Raw genomic sequence first — 15,569 nt, 5'->3', positions numbered from 1 at the left:
TTATTCCGTCTCTGATTGCTTCACCAGCATATAGCCAAATCCCCGGACCGTACGAATACGGGCCTTGCCGACTTTATCGCGCAGGTTATGGATATGCACCTCCAGCGTGTTGGTGGCCGGCTCGTTGTCCCAGCTGTAGATATCGTTGTAGAGAATTTCGCGGTGCACCGGGCTACCCGCTTTCATCATCAGGCGTGAGAGCAGGGCATACTCTTTCGGCGTCAGATCCAGCGCATTATCCCCCAGCCAGACCTGGCGACGGGTGATGTTCAGCCGCAGATCGCCGACGGACATCTCATTGTCGCCCTGGTTATTATGGCGGCGGAGCAAGGCGCGGATGCGGGCATTCAGCTCCTCCAGGGCGAACGGTTTCACCAGGTAGTCATCTGCCCCGGTATCGAGACCGCTAATCCGATCGTCGACGGTGTCGCGGGCGGTAAGGATCAGTACCGGCTGGGTGAATTTTTCCCGGCGCATGCGCGCCAGGAAGTGCAGGCCGTCTTCATCCGGCAGACCCAAATCCAGCACGATCAGGCTGTAGTGGTTGCTGGCAAGAGACAGCGCGGCCTCATGGGCGGTGGCGACGCCATCGCAGACGTACCCCTCGCTTTGCATCGCCAGAATCAACCCTTGTAACAGGAGTGCGTCGTCTTCAATGACTAAGATTTTCATCAACCGGCCTCGCTTCTGCATGGCGTTAAAATATCGTCAGTTGCCCGGTACTCGTGGGTGTTGACCCCCAGCAGCCCGAGCAGGGTGGAGAACAGATTATCCTGAGAATAAGAGTCTGTTTTAGCTCTCTGTTGCAGACACTGGCCGGAGACGCCATAGCGCTGCTGGTAATCCGGGGACAGCCAGATCAGCATCGGCACATGTTTTTGCGTCTCCGGCGCGATGGACCACGGCAGTCCGTGTAAATAGACCCCATCTTCGCCGAGTGACTCACCGTGATCGGAGAGATACACCAGGCTGGTGGTGAATTTATCCTGCTTTGACTGCAATAATTTGATGGCTTTATCCACCACATAATCGACATACAAGATGGTGTTGTCGTAAGTATTGGTCAACTGCTGCTGGGTACAACTTTGGATTTCGTTGGTTTCGCAGGTTGGGGTAAATTTCTTGAATTCAGCAGGATAGCGATTGTAGTACGTCGGGCCATGGCTGCCGATAGTGTGCAGCACGATAATGCCATCCTGTTGCAAATTATCGATGTAGCTTTCCAGATTATGGAACAGCACCTCATCGTAACATTCGCCATTGATGCACTGACCGGTCAGGTTCAGGTCGGTAACATTCTGATGCGGTACGCGGTCGCAGGCACCCTTACAGCCGCCGTCATTGTCGTTCCACAGCACCTGAACGCCGGCGCGTTGCAGGATATCGAGTACACCTTCCTGATGGTGCGCCAGTTCTTCATCATAATGGGCGCGCGGCATATTGGAGAACATGCAGGGCACCGACACCGCGGTGGCGGTTCCGCATGAGGTGGTATTGGCGAAGTAGGCCACATCATCTTGTTTCAGGCGTGGGTTGGTTTCGCGATCGTAGCCGCCGAGGGAGAAGTTCTGCGCCCGGGAGGTTTCGCCGAGCACCAGAATGGTTAAATTCTTGCGCGGTCCGTGACGCATTTCCGCTTTCTGGGTGGCATCTTCGCCGATTTTCACCAGCGGCAAATTATCCATTTTGTTGTGGAAATACCACGAGTTAATCGCCACGATGCTGTTCGACGGGCTCAGTGACTTCACCAGCTCTTTATTGTTGCGAAAGACCGAGGCGTAATCTTTATAAAACAGTGCCGCGACCACCAGAATCAGCAACGCAGAGACAACGATGTTTAGCAGGCGCATCAGGATGCCGCGCCATACCGTCTTCGGCTTCGCCACTTTTACCCACCAGGCCAGCGCGACCATCAGTACGCCGGAGAGCCCCAGCGTCAGGACCATCCTGCCGGACATCAAGGCAAAGCTTTCCGCCGGGGTGGTATCCAGAATGTTGGTGATCATGGCGCGATCGATAATCACCCCAAAGGTCCAGATAAAATACTGTGCCGAGGCGCTGAGCAGAATGAACAGGCTGATAACCAGGCGGTCGAGCTTAAGGAAAGAGGCCAGCGTGGTGAGGATATTCATCACGCTGAACGCGACCACCGGCATGCTGAGGAACACCAGCCAGTTATGCAGGCTGTTGACCGGCAGCAGCGTGAAGACCTGACGATAGAACGCGAGGTTCAGCAGCAGTCCGATATACAGCGCAAAGAGAATCAGATAAAGCGTACGGCTCATGACCGGCCGACGTAACGGGAGTAGCGACATGGCAACAATCCTGGGACTAAGATAGTGGCCATGGTGACAGCGTTAATTTAAGACAACCTTAAGATTTTAAGATAACGGCGGCGGTTCTGCCGTCACCGTTACTTCGTCATGCCTTAGCCGATGGCCTGAATGGCCTCCTCCAGTGCGCTGCGCAGGCGCGCCCGGTCATGGCGATAGGGGACATCAACCGCGTCCAGTCGCGTCTGCACGATGGTGCGGTTTTCAAGACCGCTGATATCGGTGTTCTGCCCGACGATCAGCGCATCAATCACCTGCTTGCCGATATAGTGCTCCATAATCCCGACGCGGTCCGCCAGGGTCAAACTGGCGGCCGGACTGTGCTCTTTGCCAAGATTGTCGATAAACACCATCGCCGCGGGGGTGCGGCGCAGGGCCTGGGCCATCTCATCCAGCAGAAGAATAGGCAGCAGGCTGGTGTAGAAACTGCCCGGCCCAATCAGGATTAAATCGGCTTGCGCAATGGCCTGCACCGCTTCACGAGTGGCGGGCACCGGCGGGGAGAGCATCAGCTCTCGCGGGACGCAGGGCAACTGGTCAATATTGACCTCGCCGTAAACTTCATGCCCTTCATGGTCAATGGCCATCAAATCCACCGGTTGTTCCGACATCGGGATCAAAAAGGCGTCCACTTTCAGCAGATTTCTGATCAAGTTGATGGCCTCTAAAGGCCGCACGCTCAGGTGGTCGAGCGCCTTTAACATCAGATTTCCGAGGTTATGACCAGAAAGTTCACCATTACCGGCAAAACGATACTCAAACATCGCCGACGCGATGCTGGGTTCGGCGATCAACTGGTTAATGCAGTTGCGCATATCCCCCCAGGCAATACCGCCCTCGGAGCGACGAATACGACCCGTCGAACCGCCGTTATCGGTGGTCGTGACAATACCGGTCAGGCGTGAACCGAGCGAGGAGAGCGACGACATCACCCGGCCCAGACCGTGCCCGCCGCCCAGTGCCACCACGCGATCGAGATCGGCGAACGTACGAGTACGCATAGAGATTCCTTAATAGCGATTAAACGGGCTCACAGTAACCGATCTACCCCTAAAAGACGATGGGCGGATCCTGACAAACTGACCGATATCAATGCAAAAGCCTGGTTTTTGGCTATTCTGTAACGAAAATGCACGATCGTATCGATATATACATAATTATATAACGAAATGGAAAATGGCGAAACCGTCGTATCCGCGCTACTATCGGCATTAACCTGTTAACACTCTAGCCCTTGTACCTGTGTCGCAAGATATGGTGCTTTGGCCGTGACGGCTCCGCCTGTCACCAGGGCGTGGAAAGAAATGACCGCGTCTCCCGTATTTGGAAAGGTGTATATGGCTTCTCAGCTTACCGACGCGTTTGCGCGTAAGTTTTATTACTTGCGCCTGTCAATTACCGATGTGTGTAACTTTCGTTGCACCTACTGCCTGCCGGATGGCTACAAGCCCGGCGCGGTCACTAACAAAGGCTTTCTCAGCGTAGACGAAGTGCGTCGCGTGACGCGTGCCTTTTCGGCTCTCGGCACCGAGAAGGTGCGCCTGACCGGCGGCGAACCGTCGTTACGTCGTGATTTCGCCGACATTATTGCCGCTGTGCGAGAAAACAGCGCCATTCGCCAGATTGCGGTCACCACCAACGGCTACCGCCTGGCCCGTGACGTGCAGCAGTGGCGTGATGCCGGGCTGACGGCGATTAACGTCAGCGTCGATAGCCTCGATGCGCGTCAGTTTCACGCCATTACCGGGCAGGATAAATTTCAGCAGGTGATGGATGGTATCGACGCCGCCTTCGCCGCCGGTTTCGAAAAAGTGAAGGTCAATACCGTGCTGATGCGCGATGTGAACCATCATCAGCTCGACACCTTCCTGGCGTGGATCCAACCGCGCCGCATCCAGCTGCGCTTTATTGAACTGATGGAGACTGGCGAGGGCAGCGACCTGTTTCGCCGTCACCATATCTCCGGCATGGTCCTGCGCGATGAGCTGCTGCGCCGCGGCTGGATCCACCAGATTAGCCAGCGCAGCGACGGCCCGGCGCAGGTCTTTTGCCACCCGGACTACGCCGGTGAAATTGGCCTTATCATGCCGTACGAGAAAGATTTCTGCGCCACCTGCAACCGGCTTCGCGTCTCTTCGGTGGGTAAACTGCATCTGTGTCTGTTTGGCGACGGTGGCGTGGATTTACGCGATCTGCTTGCCGAAGACCAGCAGCAGTCGGCGCTGGAAGCACGCATTTCTGAAGCCTTAACCCATAAAAAACAAACCCATTTCCTGCATCAGGGCAACACCGGTATTACGCAAAACCTGTCGTATATTGGCGGATAATTGATTCTAAAGGAGCGAACAGATGAGTCAGGCCAGCGCTGAGTTTACCCCGACCCGCATTGCTATTCTCACCGTATCCAGCCGCCGTGGCGAAGAGGACGACACCTCTGGCCACTGGCTGCGTGACGCGGCGCAGGAGGCGGGCCATCACATCGCCGATAAGGCCATCGTGAAAGAGAACCGCTACGCCATTCGCGCCCAGGTGTCGGCGTGGATCGCCAGCGATGACGTCCAGGTGGTGCTGATTAACGGCGGGACCGGTTTTACCGATGGCGATCAGGCGCCGGAAGCGCTCCGGCCGCTGTTCGATCGCGAAGTCGAAGGGTTTGGCGAAGTATTCCGCATGCTCTCCTTTGAGGAGATTGGCACCTCGACCCTGCAATCCCGGGCCATTGCCGGGGTGGCGAACCGGACCCTGATTTTTGCTATGCCGGGTTCAACCAAAGCCTGTCGTACCGCGTGGGACAACATCATTGCCCCGCAGCTGGATGCGCGTACGCGCCCGTGCAACTTTATCTCTCATCTTAAGAAATAAGCTATGTCACAACTGACGCATATTAACGCCGCTGGCGAAGCGCACATGGTGGACGTCTCCGCCAAAGCGGAAACCGTACGTGAAGCCCGGGCCGAAGCCTGGGTCGAAATGCAGCCGGCGACGCTGGCGATGATTATCGACGGCAGCCACCACAAAGGCGATGTTTTCGCCACCGCCCGTATTGCCGGCATTCAGGCCGCCAAACGGACCTGGGAGCTGATCCCGCTGTGCCATCCGCTGATGTTGAGCAAGGTTGAAGTCAACCTGCAGGCGCTGCCGGAACAGAACCGGGTGCGCATCGAGACGCTGTGCCGCCTGACCGGGAAAACCGGGGTTGAGATGGAGGCGCTGACCGCGGCCTCCGTTGCGGCGCTGACGATTTACGATATGTGCAAAGCGGTGCAAAAAGATATGGTCATTGGCCCGGTACGCCTGCTGGCGAAAAGCGGCGGCAAATCCGGTGATTTCAAGGCGGACGAGACCCATGATTAAGGTTCTGTTTTTTGCTCAGGTGCGCGAACTGGTCGGTACCGATGCGCTGACGCTTGAGGCGGACGCGCCGCTGACGGTGGAGGCTATTCGCCAACAGCTCGTCAGCCGTGGCGATCGCTGGGCGCTGGCGCTGGAAGCGGGCAAGCTGCTGGCGGCGGTCAATCAAACGCTGACCAGCTTTGACCATCCGGTGGCTCCCGGTGACGAAGTGGCATTTTTCCCACCGGTCACGGGGGGTTAAGATGACGCAGACCCGAATTGTCGTCAGCCCTGCACGTTTTTGCGTGGGCGACGAATACCCGTGGCTGGCCGAGCGCGATGAAGACGGCGCGGTGGTGACCTTTACCGGCAAAGTGCGTAACCACAATCTTGGCGATAGCGTGAAGGCGCTGACCCTCGAGCACTATCCGGGGATGACGGAAAAGTCGCTGGCGGAAATCGTCGAACTGGCGCGGGAGCGCTGGTCGCTGGGCCGGGTGACGGTGATTCACCGCATCGGCGAAATGTGGCCGGGCGAAGAAATTGTGTTTGTCGGCGTGACCAGCGCGCACCGCAGCAGCGCCTTTGAGGCCGGGGAGTTCATTATGGACTACCTGAAAACCCGGGCGCCGTTCTGGAAGCGTGAAGCGACGCCGGAAGGCGAACGTTGGGTGGATGCCCGCGATAGCGATCGTCAGGCGGCAGAGCGCTGGTAGTGTGATACGCTTAATCAGAGATACCGTGTTAATCAGGAGATAGTCATGGACAGATTCCCACGTTCAGATTCCATCGTTCAGGTGCGAAGCGGCCTGCAAACCTATATGGCTCAGGTTTACGGCTGGATGACGGTCGGCCTGCTGCTGACCGCCTTTATTGCCTGGTTTGCCGCCAATACCCCGGCGGTGAGAATGTTTATTTTCTCCAGCCAACTGGTCATTATCGGGTTGGTTATTGCCCAGTTGGCGCTGGTCTTCGTGCTCTCCGGGATGGTACAGCGGCTGAGTGCAGGGGTGATGACCACGCTGTTTATGCTCTATTCGGCGTTGACCGGGCTGACGCTATCCAGCATTTTTCTGGTCTACACCTACTCGTCGATTGCCAGCACCTTTGTGATCAGCGGCGGGATGTTTGGCATCATGAGCCTGTACGGCTATACCACCAAACGCGATCTCAGCGGCTTCGGCAACATGCTGTTTATGGGCTTGATTGGTATTGTTCTGGCGTCGCTGGTTAACTTCTGGCTGAAGAGTGAAGCCTTGATGTGGGTGATTACCTATATCGGGGTGATTGTCTTTGTCGGCCTGACCGCCTATGACACCCAGAAGCTGAAAAACATCGGCGAGCAGATCGATACCCGCGACGGTTCAACGCTGCGCAAATACGCCATACTCGGCGCCCTGACGCTGTATCTGGACTTTATCAACCTGTTCCTGATGCTGCTGCGTATTTTCGGCAACCGCCGTTAAGCAACCCCATCACCGTTATCAGCCCCGGGACGCATCGCGTTACCGGGGCGATATCTCCTGCATGCCGTTGCCTGCTATCACACTTCCTGGTTTTGTGTGTCCAGCCGATCCTGAGTTTCAATTTCCGGCTGAACCGGCGGGTTGGCCCGCGCCAGCTGCGGCGTATGGGCTGGCAGCCAGCCGACCCAGGCCGGGAAGTGACGTAAAAAGTGGAAGGCAATCACGCTCTGACCCAGATTCCACCAGCTGCGGGTGGGCAGCATCGATTTATCCACCTGCTTGCAGTCCAGGGCGATAAGTCCGTTAAGGTTGTCGCGCAGGGTCTGATTGAACTCGCGATCGTGGATAATCAGGTTCGCTTCGAGATTTAACGACAGGCTCAGCGGGTCGAGATTGCTGGAGCCGACGGTGGCCCAGTGATCGTCCGCGAGGGCCACTTTACCGTGCAGCGGGCGGCGGCGGTACTCAAATATCTGCACGCCCCCTTTGACCAGATAGCGATACAACAGGCGGGCGCCGACTTTGACAATGGGAATATCCGGCTCGCCCTGCACAATCAGCTTCACCCGCACGCCGCGGCGGGCGGCATTGCGCATCGCATGCAGCAGCCGGTAGCCGGGGAAAAAGTAGGCATTGGCGATGATCACTTCCCGGCGGGCGCTGGTCAGCATCTTCAGATAATGTCGTTCAATATCATCACGATGTTCATGATTATCCCGCCAGACAAACAGCGCCTGGGCCTCCCCGGGGCTGCGGTTAACTTCCGGTGGGTGTCGACGACGCAGCCAGCGGCGGCGGGTTGAGGCGTTGTCAGGCAGGTTTTCCAGCTCAAACTGCAGAATATCCAGAACCACCGGCCCTTCAACCTGCACGGCGTAATCCTGTTTTGCTTCCGGGCCATAATCGGTCATGTGTTCGGCGGAATAGTTAATACCCCCGATAAAGGCCGTCGTTTCATCAATCACCACGATTTTGCGATGCATGCGGCGAAACAGATTGGTGCGCATGCCGAGCAGCCGCGGGCGCGGATCGTAGTAGCGGAATATCACACCGGCGGCGCTCAGTTCATCGACGAAACTGGCGCTAAGGTCGGGCGAGCCGTAGCCGTCGAGCAGCACTTCCACCTGGATCCCGCGCCGGGCGGCCTGCAGCAGCGCCGCGTGGAGCTGCCAGCCGACATCATCTTCAAACCAGATAAAGGTTTCGAGGATCACTTTGCGCTGCGCGCGGGCAATGGCGGCGAACAGGGCCGGATAGTAGTTGTCGCCATTCTCCAGTAAACGGATGCGGTTTCCTTCCTGCCAACGGCATTTCATAGCTGAATCTCCACGCTCAGCGGAGCATGATCCGACAGGCGACGCCAGGGATGACGCGCCAGGGCGGTAGGGTGGCTGGCGCGGGTATTTTTCACGTAGATCCGATCCAGGCGCAGCAGCGGAAAACCGGCCGGGAAGGTTCTCGCCGGGCGACCGCGGGCGCGAGTAAAGATCTCCTCCAGGCCGGCCTGGGCCTTCAGCGGGTGGTTAGCCTGCTGGCGCCAGTCGTTAAAATCCCCGGCAACCACGACCGGTTCTGCGGCGGGCAGGCGATTAACCCGCCCGGCGAGCATCGCCAGCTGGGCGCGGCGCTGCCGGGCGCTCAGGCCCAGGTGCACGCACAGCAGGTGCAGCGCCACGGTGCTTTCCGGTACCACGATCCGACAGTACAGCAGGCCGCGCTTTTCGCTGTCGCCCACAGAAATATCGATATTTTCATGATATTCGATGGGAAAGCGGGAGAGGACGGCGTTGCCGTGGTGCCCTTGCGGGTAGACCGCATTGCGCCCGTAGGCGTAGTCGCTCCACAGCGAATCGGCCAGGAATTCATAATGGGGATCGTCCGGCCAGTTATCGACATTCTGCGGGTGAACGGTATGCTCCCCGGTAACTTCCTGCAGACACACGATGTCGGCGCTGACGCTTCTGACGGCGTCACGCAGCTCCGGCAGCATGAAGCGTCGGTTAAACGTCGTGAACCCTTTATGAATGTTAAGGGTCAGTACATTGAACGACCATCCGTGCGATTTCTCGACCATATTTCTCCAGCCAATGTCACTTTCCTGAATGAAATAGTGTAGTAGGTGTCACAAAAAGATGCGGTGTTACGGAATTTTCCGTAAAGTGCGGTACTCTGAGCTATAGATAAAGATCCTTCAGGAGAGAAGCCATGAAGTGGCAACAACGTGTACGCGTCGCAACTGGACTCAGTTGCTGGCAGATTATGTTGCATCTACTGGTCGTGGCAGTACTGGTGATGGGTTGGATGAGTGGCGTGCTGGTGCACGTCGGATTAGGGCTGTGCGTGCTGTATGGCGTCACGTTACTGTCGATGCTGTTTTTACAGCGTCACCATGATTCACGCTGGCGTGACGTCGGTGACTTCCTTGAGGAGCTCACCACCACCTGGTACTTTGGCGTGGCGGTGATCGTGCTGTGGCTGCTGTCCCGTGTGCTGCATAACAATCTGCTGCTGGCCGTAGCTGGCCTGGCGATTCTGGCAGGTCCGGCGGTGGTATCCCTGCTGGCGAAAGATAAAAGCCGTTACCCTAAAGCCTTCGGACTGCATCAGGGTAGCAACGCCGTGAATCCGCATAAACACAGATAACCTGTGACTGAGACAGCCTGAACGATGGCGGGGGGAGCCCCTCAAGCGTTCAGGCTATCTTCCGACGAAACATCGCATACGCCGCCGATCCGGTGGTGGCGGCAATCACCAGCAACGGCCACAAACTTCCCCACACAATATCCAGACTCGCATCCTTCAAATAAATCTGCTTGGTAATATCGGTAAAGTGACGAATCGGGTTTATCCAGGTCACATCCTGCAGCCACTGCGGCATATTCTCCACCGGCGAAACGTAACCGGAGAGCAAAATCGCCGGCATCATAAAGACGAAGACGCCGATAAAGGCCTGCTGCTGCGTTGAGCACAGGGATGAAATCAGCAGCCCGAAGCCCACCAGCGACAGCCCGTAAACCACCATCGTAAAGTAGAACAGCATCAGCGATCCGGCGAAGGGGATTTGATAGGCCCAGATGCCGATCGCCAGCACGATGGTGGCCTGCAGCGTGGCGACGATCAGCGCCGGCACTGCTTTGCCGACGAAAATTTGCCAGGTGGCCAGCGGTGACACCAGCAACTGATCGAGGGTGCCTTGCTCGCGTTCGCGGGCGACCGACAGCGACGTGACGATCATCACCCCGATGGTGGTGATCATGGCGATCAGCGACGGCACCACGAACCACTTGTAGTCAAGGTTCGGGTTGTACCAGTTGCGGACGATCAGCTCGCTGTTGTTTGGTTTCGCTTTCCCTTCCAGCAACTCCTGCTGATAGTTTTTGACGATCTGCTGCAGATAGTTAGCGGCGATCTGCGCGCTGTTCGAGTTGCGCCCGTCGAGCAGCAGCTGGAGCGGTGCGGTCTGGTTGGTGTCGAGGTCGCGTGAGAAATCTGCCGGGAAGCGGATCAGTAATAACGCTTTTTGCTCCTCGATGGTCGGGCGGATTTCCTGCGGGCTTTTCAGCAGCAACACGTGGGTGAATGCCTTGGCCCGGGCGAAGCGCTGGGTCAGCTCCACCGCATGACGACCATTGTCTTCGTTGTATATGGCAATGGTGGCGTTGGTGACTTCCAGGGTGGCGGCGAAGGGAAACAGCAGCACCTGAATCAGGACCGGCATAATCAAAATCGCCCGCGTCTGCGGTTCGCGCAGTAGCGACTGCAGTTCTTTGCGGATTAATGTCCATAGGCGATGGAACATAGTCAGTCTCCCTGTAAACGACCTGTTATTTCAGGTTGGCGCGTCATGTTAATCCAGGCGTCGTTTGGTCTTCAGCCACGTCAGGCCGATAAACATTACCGCCGAAGCAATTAAAAACAGCGTGTTCACCAGCAGCACCACCGGAATATTGCCCGCCAGAAACAGGCTCTGCAGGGTGCTGACAAAATAGCGCGCCGGGATCACGTAGGTCACCGCGCGGATCACCGCCGGCATACTGTCGATCTGGAAAATAAACCCGGAGAGCATAATCGACGGCAGAAAGGCGGCGTTGAGCGCTACTTGCGCGGCGTTAAACTGGTTGCGGGTGATGGTCGAAATCAACAGCCCCATTCCCAACGTGCTGAGTAAAAACAGGCTGGTTATCAAAAACAGGAGCAGCAGCGAACCGCGAAACGGCACGCCGAGAATAAAGACCGCCACCAGCATGCACAGCAGCATCGCCAGCATGCCAAGGAAATAGTAGGGGATCAGCTTACATAACAGCAGTTCGGCGCGGGTGATCTCGGTCGACAGCAGCGCCTCCATGGTGCCGCGCTCCCATTCGCGAGCCACCACCAGCGAGGTCAGAATCGCGCCGACCACCGTCATAATGATGGTAATCGCCCCGGGAATAATAAAGTGCTGGCTGATGGCGGCCGGGTTGAACCAGTAGCGCATCTGGACATCAATCAGCGGTTCGAAGGTTTCACCGCGATCCTCTGCCCGCTGCTGCTGCCAGATTTGCCAGATGCCCTCGATGTAGCCCTGGGCAAAGTTGGCGGTATTGGGCTCGCTGCCGTCGGTAATCAGCTGAATCGGAGCATCGTCGCCGGGGCGCGCCATCTTCTGGTCGAAATCGACCGGGATAACCACCAGGCCGCGAATTTTCCCCGCCTGCATCAGCTGAATGAGCTGCTGACGATTGTCGCTGACCGTGGCGTCAATATAGGGCGAGCCGGTCATGGTATGCACGAAATCCAGCGCCTCTTCGCTGCGCTGCTCCAGCAGAACGCCGACTTTCAGCTTGCTGGAGTCGAGGTTAATACCGTAGCCAAAAATAAACAGCAGCAGCAGGGGGATGACCACCGCAATGAGCCAACTGCTGGGGTCGCGAATAATCTGTCGCGTCTCTTTGACACACAGGGCGCGGACGCGTCGCCATGACAGGATCTTAGCGCTCACGGGCATGCTCCTTATCCCAGTCGTGAATCAGGGTGATAAACGCCTGTTCCATCGTGGGATCGGGCTGTTCATCGTTCGCCGCCAGCGCTTTCAGGGCATCCGGCGTGCCGCTGGCGATCAGTTTGCCGTGGTACACCAGGCCAATGCGATCGCAATACTCGGCCTCGTCCATAAAGTGGGTGGTGACCATCACCGTGACCCCCTTATCCACCATGCTATTAATATGCAGCCAGAATTCACGGCGGGTGATAGGGTCAACGCCGGATGTCGGCTCATCGAGAAACAGAATATCCGGCTCATGCATCAGCGAGCAGGCCAGCGCCAGACGCTGCTTATAACCGAGCGGCAGCTCATCGGCGGCATGGCTGGCGATGCTTTGCAGCCCAAAGGCGTCGCTCATGCGGGCGATTTTCTCGTTCTGCGCCCGGCCTCGCAGGCCGTACACGCCGGAGAAGAAACGCAGGTTTTGCTCCACGGTCAGGTTGCCGTACAGCGAAAACTTCTGCGCCATATAGCCCAGGTGCTGGCGCGCCTTGCCGGACCCGACTTTCAGATCCATACCCAGCACCAGCGCCTTGCCGGAGGTCGGAACCAGCAGGCCGCACATCATCTTGAAGGTGGTTGATTTTCCGGCGCCGTTGGGGCCGAGCAGGCCAAAAATTTCCCCGCGCTTGACGCTGAAATCGACGTGGTCGGTGGCGGCAAAGTCGCCAAATTTTTTGGTCAGGCTTTGGGCTTCGATGACCGTCTCATCATGGTTGCCCTCGACGCGGTGGATTATCTCCCCCAGCGGCGATTCGGCGGTGGCGGCGCCGCCCAGCAGATCGATAAAGGCATCTTCAAAGCGCGGGATAGTTTCGGTTATTTCCAGCGCAGGCATCTGGCTGTTGTGCTGCACTTCGTCAATGGTGGCCTCTTTTTTGAGGATCAGCCGTACCGATTTCCCCTGAATAACGCCATCGCTGATCTGCGGCAGCTTCAGCGCGCGCTGCAGCAGGCGACGGTTGTTCTCTTCGCGACTGGAGACCAGGAAGCTGCGTCCGGCCATGGTCTGGGTCAAGGCTTTCGGCTCGCCCTGGTACAGTAACTGGCCTTCGTTCATCAGCAGCACGTCGCGACACTGCTCCGCTTCATCAAGGTAGGAGGTGCTCCAGAGGATCAGCATCCCGTCCCCCGCCAGTTCGTGCACCATTTGCCACAGCTCGCGGCGAGAGATCGGGTCAACGCCGACGCCGGGTTCATCGAGCAGCAGCACCTTCGGCTCGCCCACCAGGGTACAGGCGAGGCCCAGTTTCTGCTTCATGCCGCCGGACAGTTTCCCCGCCAGCCGGTCGGTAAAGGGGCCGAGGGAGGTAAACTCCAGCAGCCGGGCGAAGGTCTGTTTACGCGCCTCGCCGGTGACGCTGCGCAGATCGGCATACAGCGTGAGGTTTTCCATCACCGTCAGGTCTTCATACAGGCCGAATTTCTGCGGCATGTAGCCGAGTATCGCGTGCAGTGCGCTGTCGTCGGCAATCGGATCGAAACCGAGCACCCTGGCGCTGCCGTCGTCGGCCTTCAGCAGGCCAGCCAGCATGCGCATCAGGGTGGTTTTCCCCGCACCGTCAGGGCCTACCAGCCCGGTCACGTAGCCGGCGTGAATGGTGCAGTTAAGCGGCGCCACGGCGGGGCGGTCCATGCCGGCAAAGCGACGGGTCAGCCCGCTGAGGGTGATAACATCCTCATTCATGTCCGTTCCCGTTGCTGAAGGTGATGGTGACCGGCATCCCCTGGCGCAGCGAATTATCGGCATCGGTCACGATAATACGCAGACGATAGACGAGATCGGTACGTAAATCCGGCGTCTCTACGGTCTTCGGCGTAAATTCAGCCGTCGGTGAGACGAAGCCAATTTTGCCGTGCCAGGGCTGGTTCGGACGGCTATCGGTGTACAGCAGCACTTCACGTCCGGGCGTCGCCTGGCCGAGATTTTTTTCATCGATGTAGGCGCGAACCCACACCGGATGGGTTAACGACAGCGTCATGACCGTCCCGCCGGCGCTGAGCATGCTGCCCGGCTCGACGGCGCGGGTCATCAGCATGCCATCGGACGGGGCGACTAGCGTTGTATCGTGCAGATCGAGCTTCGCCTGCGCCAAGGCCGCCTGCGCCTGCTCAAGGCTGGCTTTGGCCTGGGCAATTTCCTGCGGGCGGTTACCGGCGCGATACTGACGCAGTTTGTCCTGAGCGGACTTCAGCGTCGCCTGCGCCTGGTCGCGGGAGGAGCGGGCGTTTTCAAGATCGTTCACCGAGATAGCGCTGCTCTGGCGCAACCCCAGCTGGCGCTGATAGAAGTTCTGCGCGTAGTCATAGGCGGCCTGCGCCTGTTTAACGGCGGCGGCGGCCTGGGCAATCTCTTCCGCCCGGTAGCCCGCCATCATCAAGTCATATTGCGCCTGGGCGGTGGAGACATTGGCCTGCGCCTGCTGCAAGGCGTTTTCATAGGGGGCGCGATCCAGCTGGCCCAGCGTCTGCCCGGCCTGAATCTTATCGCCCTCATCAACGTCCAGCGACGCCAGCCGTCCGCCGACGCGGAAGCTCATGTTGACGGTCCGAATATCGACGTTGCCATACAGGGTCAGCTCCCGATGCTGACTGCTTTGATACCACCACCAGCCGCCGCCGCATGCGGCGATCAGCAGTAAAACTAACAACACGATAACGACGGGTTTTTTCATGATCCCAGACTCCTTTGCGATAACCCTTGCAGAACAAAATCAATGTGGCAGGCGACAACCTGGTAAATTTGCTCAGTTTTTTCTTCGTCGAACTGCGCCCATCCGGTGCGCAGCAAAATGGTTTCCCGCCCGAGACGGAACGCGAGAATCTCCCCCAGCAGCGCGTGGGTGTGCAGAATCATTTGGGTGTCATCGGCGTCCAGACCGGTAAACGCGGCGATTAAACGGGTCAGGTAGCGGTGAAGCGGGGCGATCACCTGGCTGTGGATCAACTGATAGGCCGGGGTCGGCGAGAGCTGCTCGCGAGAGATGAATTTGCTGAGATTCACCGTGTCGTCCTGGGTCAGCAGTAAAATCATGTTCTGGCAGGCGCGCAGGATCAGCCCGCGAATGGCGGCCTTATCCGGTGACGGGGTATTCAGCAGCGCTTCTGCCGCGTCGGCATGAGGGTGAAAATTATGGCTGATGAAATCGGCAATCCACTGCGCGCAGGCGAGATACAGGTCATCTTTCGAGCCGAAATAGTAGGGGATCGCGGCGATATTTTGCCCGGCCTGCGCGGCAATATCGCGGGTGGTTGCATGCTGGCCGTATTCACCAAACTGGGCAATCGCGGCGGCAATCAACTGGCTTTTGGCTTGTTCGCCTTTGGTGGTTGCAGGTGTCGTATTCATCGCGGCGTCAAAGAATTAATCAATCGATTGATTAAGAATATATCCGGTTCGCAGAACTGTCCAGA

At 57.8% G+C, this 15,569-nt stretch carries 17 protein-coding genes and 1 riboswitch; of the genes, 7 read left to right on the top strand and 10 right to left on the bottom strand.

Features of this window, described 5'->3' with window-relative positions; translation table 11 throughout:
- The 3 genes from pmrA to yvcK all read right to left on the bottom strand — a co-directional run bounded on the left by pmrA (position 1) and on the right by yvcK (position 3,334).
- Complete coding sequence (pmrA, locus tag ACMYSN_RS07265) at positions 1-672, bottom strand: two-component system response regulator PmrA (RefSeq protein ID WP_174508433.1); 672 nt, start codon at positions 670-672, stop codon at positions 1-3.
- Positions 672-2,315, bottom strand: coding sequence for a lipid A phosphoethanolamine transferase (eptA, locus tag ACMYSN_RS07260; protein ID WP_462497541.1), 1,644 nt, complete (start codon positions 2,313-2,315; stop codon positions 672-674). The genes pmrA and eptA overlap by 1 nt, the downstream gene beginning before the upstream one ends.
- 113 nt (positions 2,316-2,428) lie before the next feature.
- A complete protein-coding gene (yvcK, locus tag ACMYSN_RS07255) occupies positions 2,429-3,334 on the bottom strand; it encodes a CofD/YvcK family protein (protein WP_462497540.1) in 906 nt (301 codons plus the stop codon).
- 210 nt (positions 3,335-3,544) lie between these two features.
- Positions 3,545-3,683: riboswitch (molybdenum cofactor riboswitch) on the top strand.
- On the opposite strand from yvcK, the gene moaA reads away from it, so the two are divergent.
- The 6 genes from moaA (at position 3,671) to ACMYSN_RS07225 (ending at position 7,132) form a co-directional block, all read left to right on the top strand.
- Positions 3,671-4,660 carry a GTP 3',8-cyclase MoaA gene (gene moaA / locus ACMYSN_RS07250; protein WP_462497539.1) on the top strand — a complete coding sequence of 330 codons (990 nt, stop codon included), beginning with the start codon at positions 3,671-3,673 and terminating at the stop codon, positions 4,658-4,660. Its footprint overlaps the riboswitch before it by 13 nt.
- A 22-nt stretch (positions 4,661-4,682) precedes the next feature.
- Complete coding sequence (gene moaB, locus ACMYSN_RS07245) at positions 4,683-5,195, top strand: molybdenum cofactor biosynthesis protein B (protein ID WP_462497538.1); 513 nt, start codon at positions 4,683-4,685, stop codon at positions 5,193-5,195.
- A 3-nt stretch (positions 5,196-5,198) separates the two neighbouring features.
- Positions 5,199-5,687 carry a cyclic pyranopterin monophosphate synthase MoaC gene (moaC, locus tag ACMYSN_RS07240; protein WP_123756047.1) on the top strand — a complete coding sequence of 163 codons (489 nt, stop codon included), beginning with the start codon at positions 5,199-5,201 and terminating at the stop codon, positions 5,685-5,687.
- Positions 5,680-5,928 (top strand): ubiquitin family protein, encoded by a 249-nt coding sequence (gene moaD / locus ACMYSN_RS07235; RefSeq protein WP_462497537.1) that lies wholly within the window; start codon positions 5,680-5,682, stop codon positions 5,926-5,928. The genes moaC and moaD overlap by 8 nt, the downstream gene beginning before the upstream one ends.
- Position 5,929: 1 nt before the next feature.
- The gene (gene moaE / locus ACMYSN_RS07230; protein WP_123756049.1) at positions 5,930-6,382 is read left to right on the top strand and encodes a molybdopterin synthase catalytic subunit MoaE; all 453 of its coding nucleotides are present in this window, start codon (positions 5,930-5,932) and stop codon (positions 6,380-6,382) included.
- A 45-nt stretch (positions 6,383-6,427) separates the two neighbouring features.
- The gene (locus ACMYSN_RS07225) at positions 6,428-7,132 is read left to right on the top strand and encodes a Bax inhibitor-1/YccA family protein (RefSeq protein ID WP_123756050.1); all 705 of its coding nucleotides are present in this window, start codon (positions 6,428-6,430) and stop codon (positions 7,130-7,132) included.
- Positions 7,133-7,209: 77 nt separating this feature from the next.
- On the opposite strand, the gene clsB is transcribed toward ACMYSN_RS07225, so the two are convergent.
- On the bottom strand, positions 7,210-8,448 hold the full coding sequence (gene clsB, locus ACMYSN_RS07220; protein WP_462497536.1) for a cardiolipin synthase B: 1,239 nt from the start codon (positions 8,446-8,448) through the stop codon (positions 7,210-7,212).
- Positions 8,445-9,206, bottom strand: a complete 762-nt coding sequence (locus ACMYSN_RS07215) for an endonuclease/exonuclease/phosphatase family protein (RefSeq protein WP_462497535.1) — start codon at positions 9,204-9,206, stop codon at positions 8,445-8,447. Before ACMYSN_RS07215 ends, clsB begins: the two co-directional genes overlap by 4 nt.
- Positions 9,207-9,337: 131 nt before the next feature.
- On the opposite strand from ACMYSN_RS07215, the gene ACMYSN_RS07210 reads away from it, so the two are divergent.
- Positions 9,338-9,775: a YbhQ family protein gene (locus ACMYSN_RS07210; protein ID WP_123756053.1), complete on the top strand. Its 438-nt coding sequence runs from the start codon at positions 9,338-9,340 to the stop codon at positions 9,773-9,775.
- Between the two features lie 49 nt (positions 9,776-9,824).
- Here the strand turns inward: ACMYSN_RS07210 and ACMYSN_RS07205 are convergent, their stop codons facing one another.
- From ACMYSN_RS07205 to cecR, 5 genes are read right to left on the bottom strand one after another with little or no spacing between them, the layout of a single operon-like run.
- Positions 9,825-10,931 (bottom strand): ABC transporter permease, encoded by a 1,107-nt coding sequence (locus ACMYSN_RS07205; protein ID WP_462497534.1) that lies wholly within the window; start codon positions 10,929-10,931, stop codon positions 9,825-9,827.
- Between the two features lie 48 nt (positions 10,932-10,979).
- A complete protein-coding gene (locus tag ACMYSN_RS07200; RefSeq protein ID WP_462497533.1) occupies positions 10,980-12,113 on the bottom strand; it encodes an ABC transporter permease in 1,134 nt (377 codons plus the stop codon).
- Entirely contained in the window at positions 12,103-13,842 is a 1,740-nt protein-coding gene (locus tag ACMYSN_RS07195) for an ATP-binding cassette domain-containing protein (RefSeq protein WP_462497532.1), read from the bottom strand. Before ACMYSN_RS07195 ends, ACMYSN_RS07200 begins: the two co-directional genes overlap by 11 nt.
- Entirely contained in the window at positions 13,835-14,830 is a 996-nt protein-coding gene (gene hlyD, locus ACMYSN_RS07190) for an HlyD family secretion protein (RefSeq protein WP_462497531.1), read from the bottom strand. Before hlyD ends, ACMYSN_RS07195 begins: the two co-directional genes overlap by 8 nt.
- Positions 14,827-15,504 carry a transcriptional regulator CecR gene (cecR, locus tag ACMYSN_RS07185; protein WP_123756058.1) on the bottom strand — a complete coding sequence of 226 codons (678 nt, stop codon included), beginning with the start codon at positions 15,502-15,504 and terminating at the stop codon, positions 14,827-14,829. The genes hlyD and cecR overlap by 4 nt, the downstream gene beginning before the upstream one ends.
- Positions 15,505-15,569 lie beyond the last annotated feature (65 nt).

Origin of the sequence: Klebsiella sp. R445 (genome assembly GCF_051131755.1) — a bacterium.
Classification (GTDB): domain Bacteria; phylum Pseudomonadota; class Gammaproteobacteria; order Enterobacterales; family Enterobacteriaceae; genus Klebsiella; species Klebsiella lignicola.
The sequence above is the reverse complement of the archived record's forward strand: the minus strand, read 5'-3'. Positions and strand labels throughout refer to the sequence as shown.

Bases quoted from the DNA above. Each gene is read 5' to 3' on its own strand.
- pmrA (WP_174508433.1), bottom strand. From the start codon at position 672: ATGAAAATCTTAGTCATTGAAGACGACGCACTCCTGTTACAAGGGTTG.
- eptA (WP_462497541.1), bottom strand. From the start codon at position 2,315: ATGTCGCTACTCCCGTTACGTCGGCCGGTCATGAGCCGTACGCTTTAT.
- yvcK (WP_462497540.1), bottom strand. From the start codon at position 3,334: ATGCGTACTCGTACGTTCGCCGATCTCGATCGCGTGGTGGCACTGGGC.
- moaA (WP_462497539.1), top strand. From the start codon at position 3,671: ATGGCTTCTCAGCTTACCGACGCGTTTGCGCGTAAGTTTTATTACTTG.
- moaB (WP_462497538.1), top strand. From the start codon at position 4,683: ATGAGTCAGGCCAGCGCTGAGTTTACCCCGACCCGCATTGCTATTCTC.
- moaC (WP_123756047.1), top strand. From the start codon at position 5,199: ATGTCACAACTGACGCATATTAACGCCGCTGGCGAAGCGCACATGGTG.
- moaD (WP_462497537.1), top strand. From the start codon at position 5,680: ATGATTAAGGTTCTGTTTTTTGCTCAGGTGCGCGAACTGGTCGGTACC.
- moaE (WP_123756049.1), top strand. From the start codon at position 5,930: ATGACGCAGACCCGAATTGTCGTCAGCCCTGCACGTTTTTGCGTGGGC.
- ACMYSN_RS07225 (WP_123756050.1), top strand. From the start codon at position 6,428: ATGGACAGATTCCCACGTTCAGATTCCATCGTTCAGGTGCGAAGCGGC.
- clsB (WP_462497536.1), bottom strand. From the start codon at position 8,448: ATGAAATGCCGTTGGCAGGAAGGAAACCGCATCCGTTTACTGGAGAAT.
- ACMYSN_RS07215 (WP_462497535.1), bottom strand. From the start codon at position 9,206: ATGGTCGAGAAATCGCACGGATGGTCGTTCAATGTACTGACCCTTAAC.
- ACMYSN_RS07210 (WP_123756053.1), top strand. From the start codon at position 9,338: ATGAAGTGGCAACAACGTGTACGCGTCGCAACTGGACTCAGTTGCTGG.
- ACMYSN_RS07205 (WP_462497534.1), bottom strand. From the start codon at position 10,931: ATGTTCCATCGCCTATGGACATTAATCCGCAAAGAACTGCAGTCGCTA.
- ACMYSN_RS07195 (WP_462497532.1), bottom strand. From the start codon at position 13,842: ATGAATGAGGATGTTATCACCCTCAGCGGGCTGACCCGTCGCTTTGCC.
- hlyD (WP_462497531.1), bottom strand. From the start codon at position 14,830: ATGAAAAAACCCGTCGTTATCGTGTTGTTAGTTTTACTGCTGATCGCC.
- cecR (WP_123756058.1), bottom strand. From the start codon at position 15,504: ATGAATACGACACCTGCAACCACCAAAGGCGAACAAGCCAAAAGCCAG.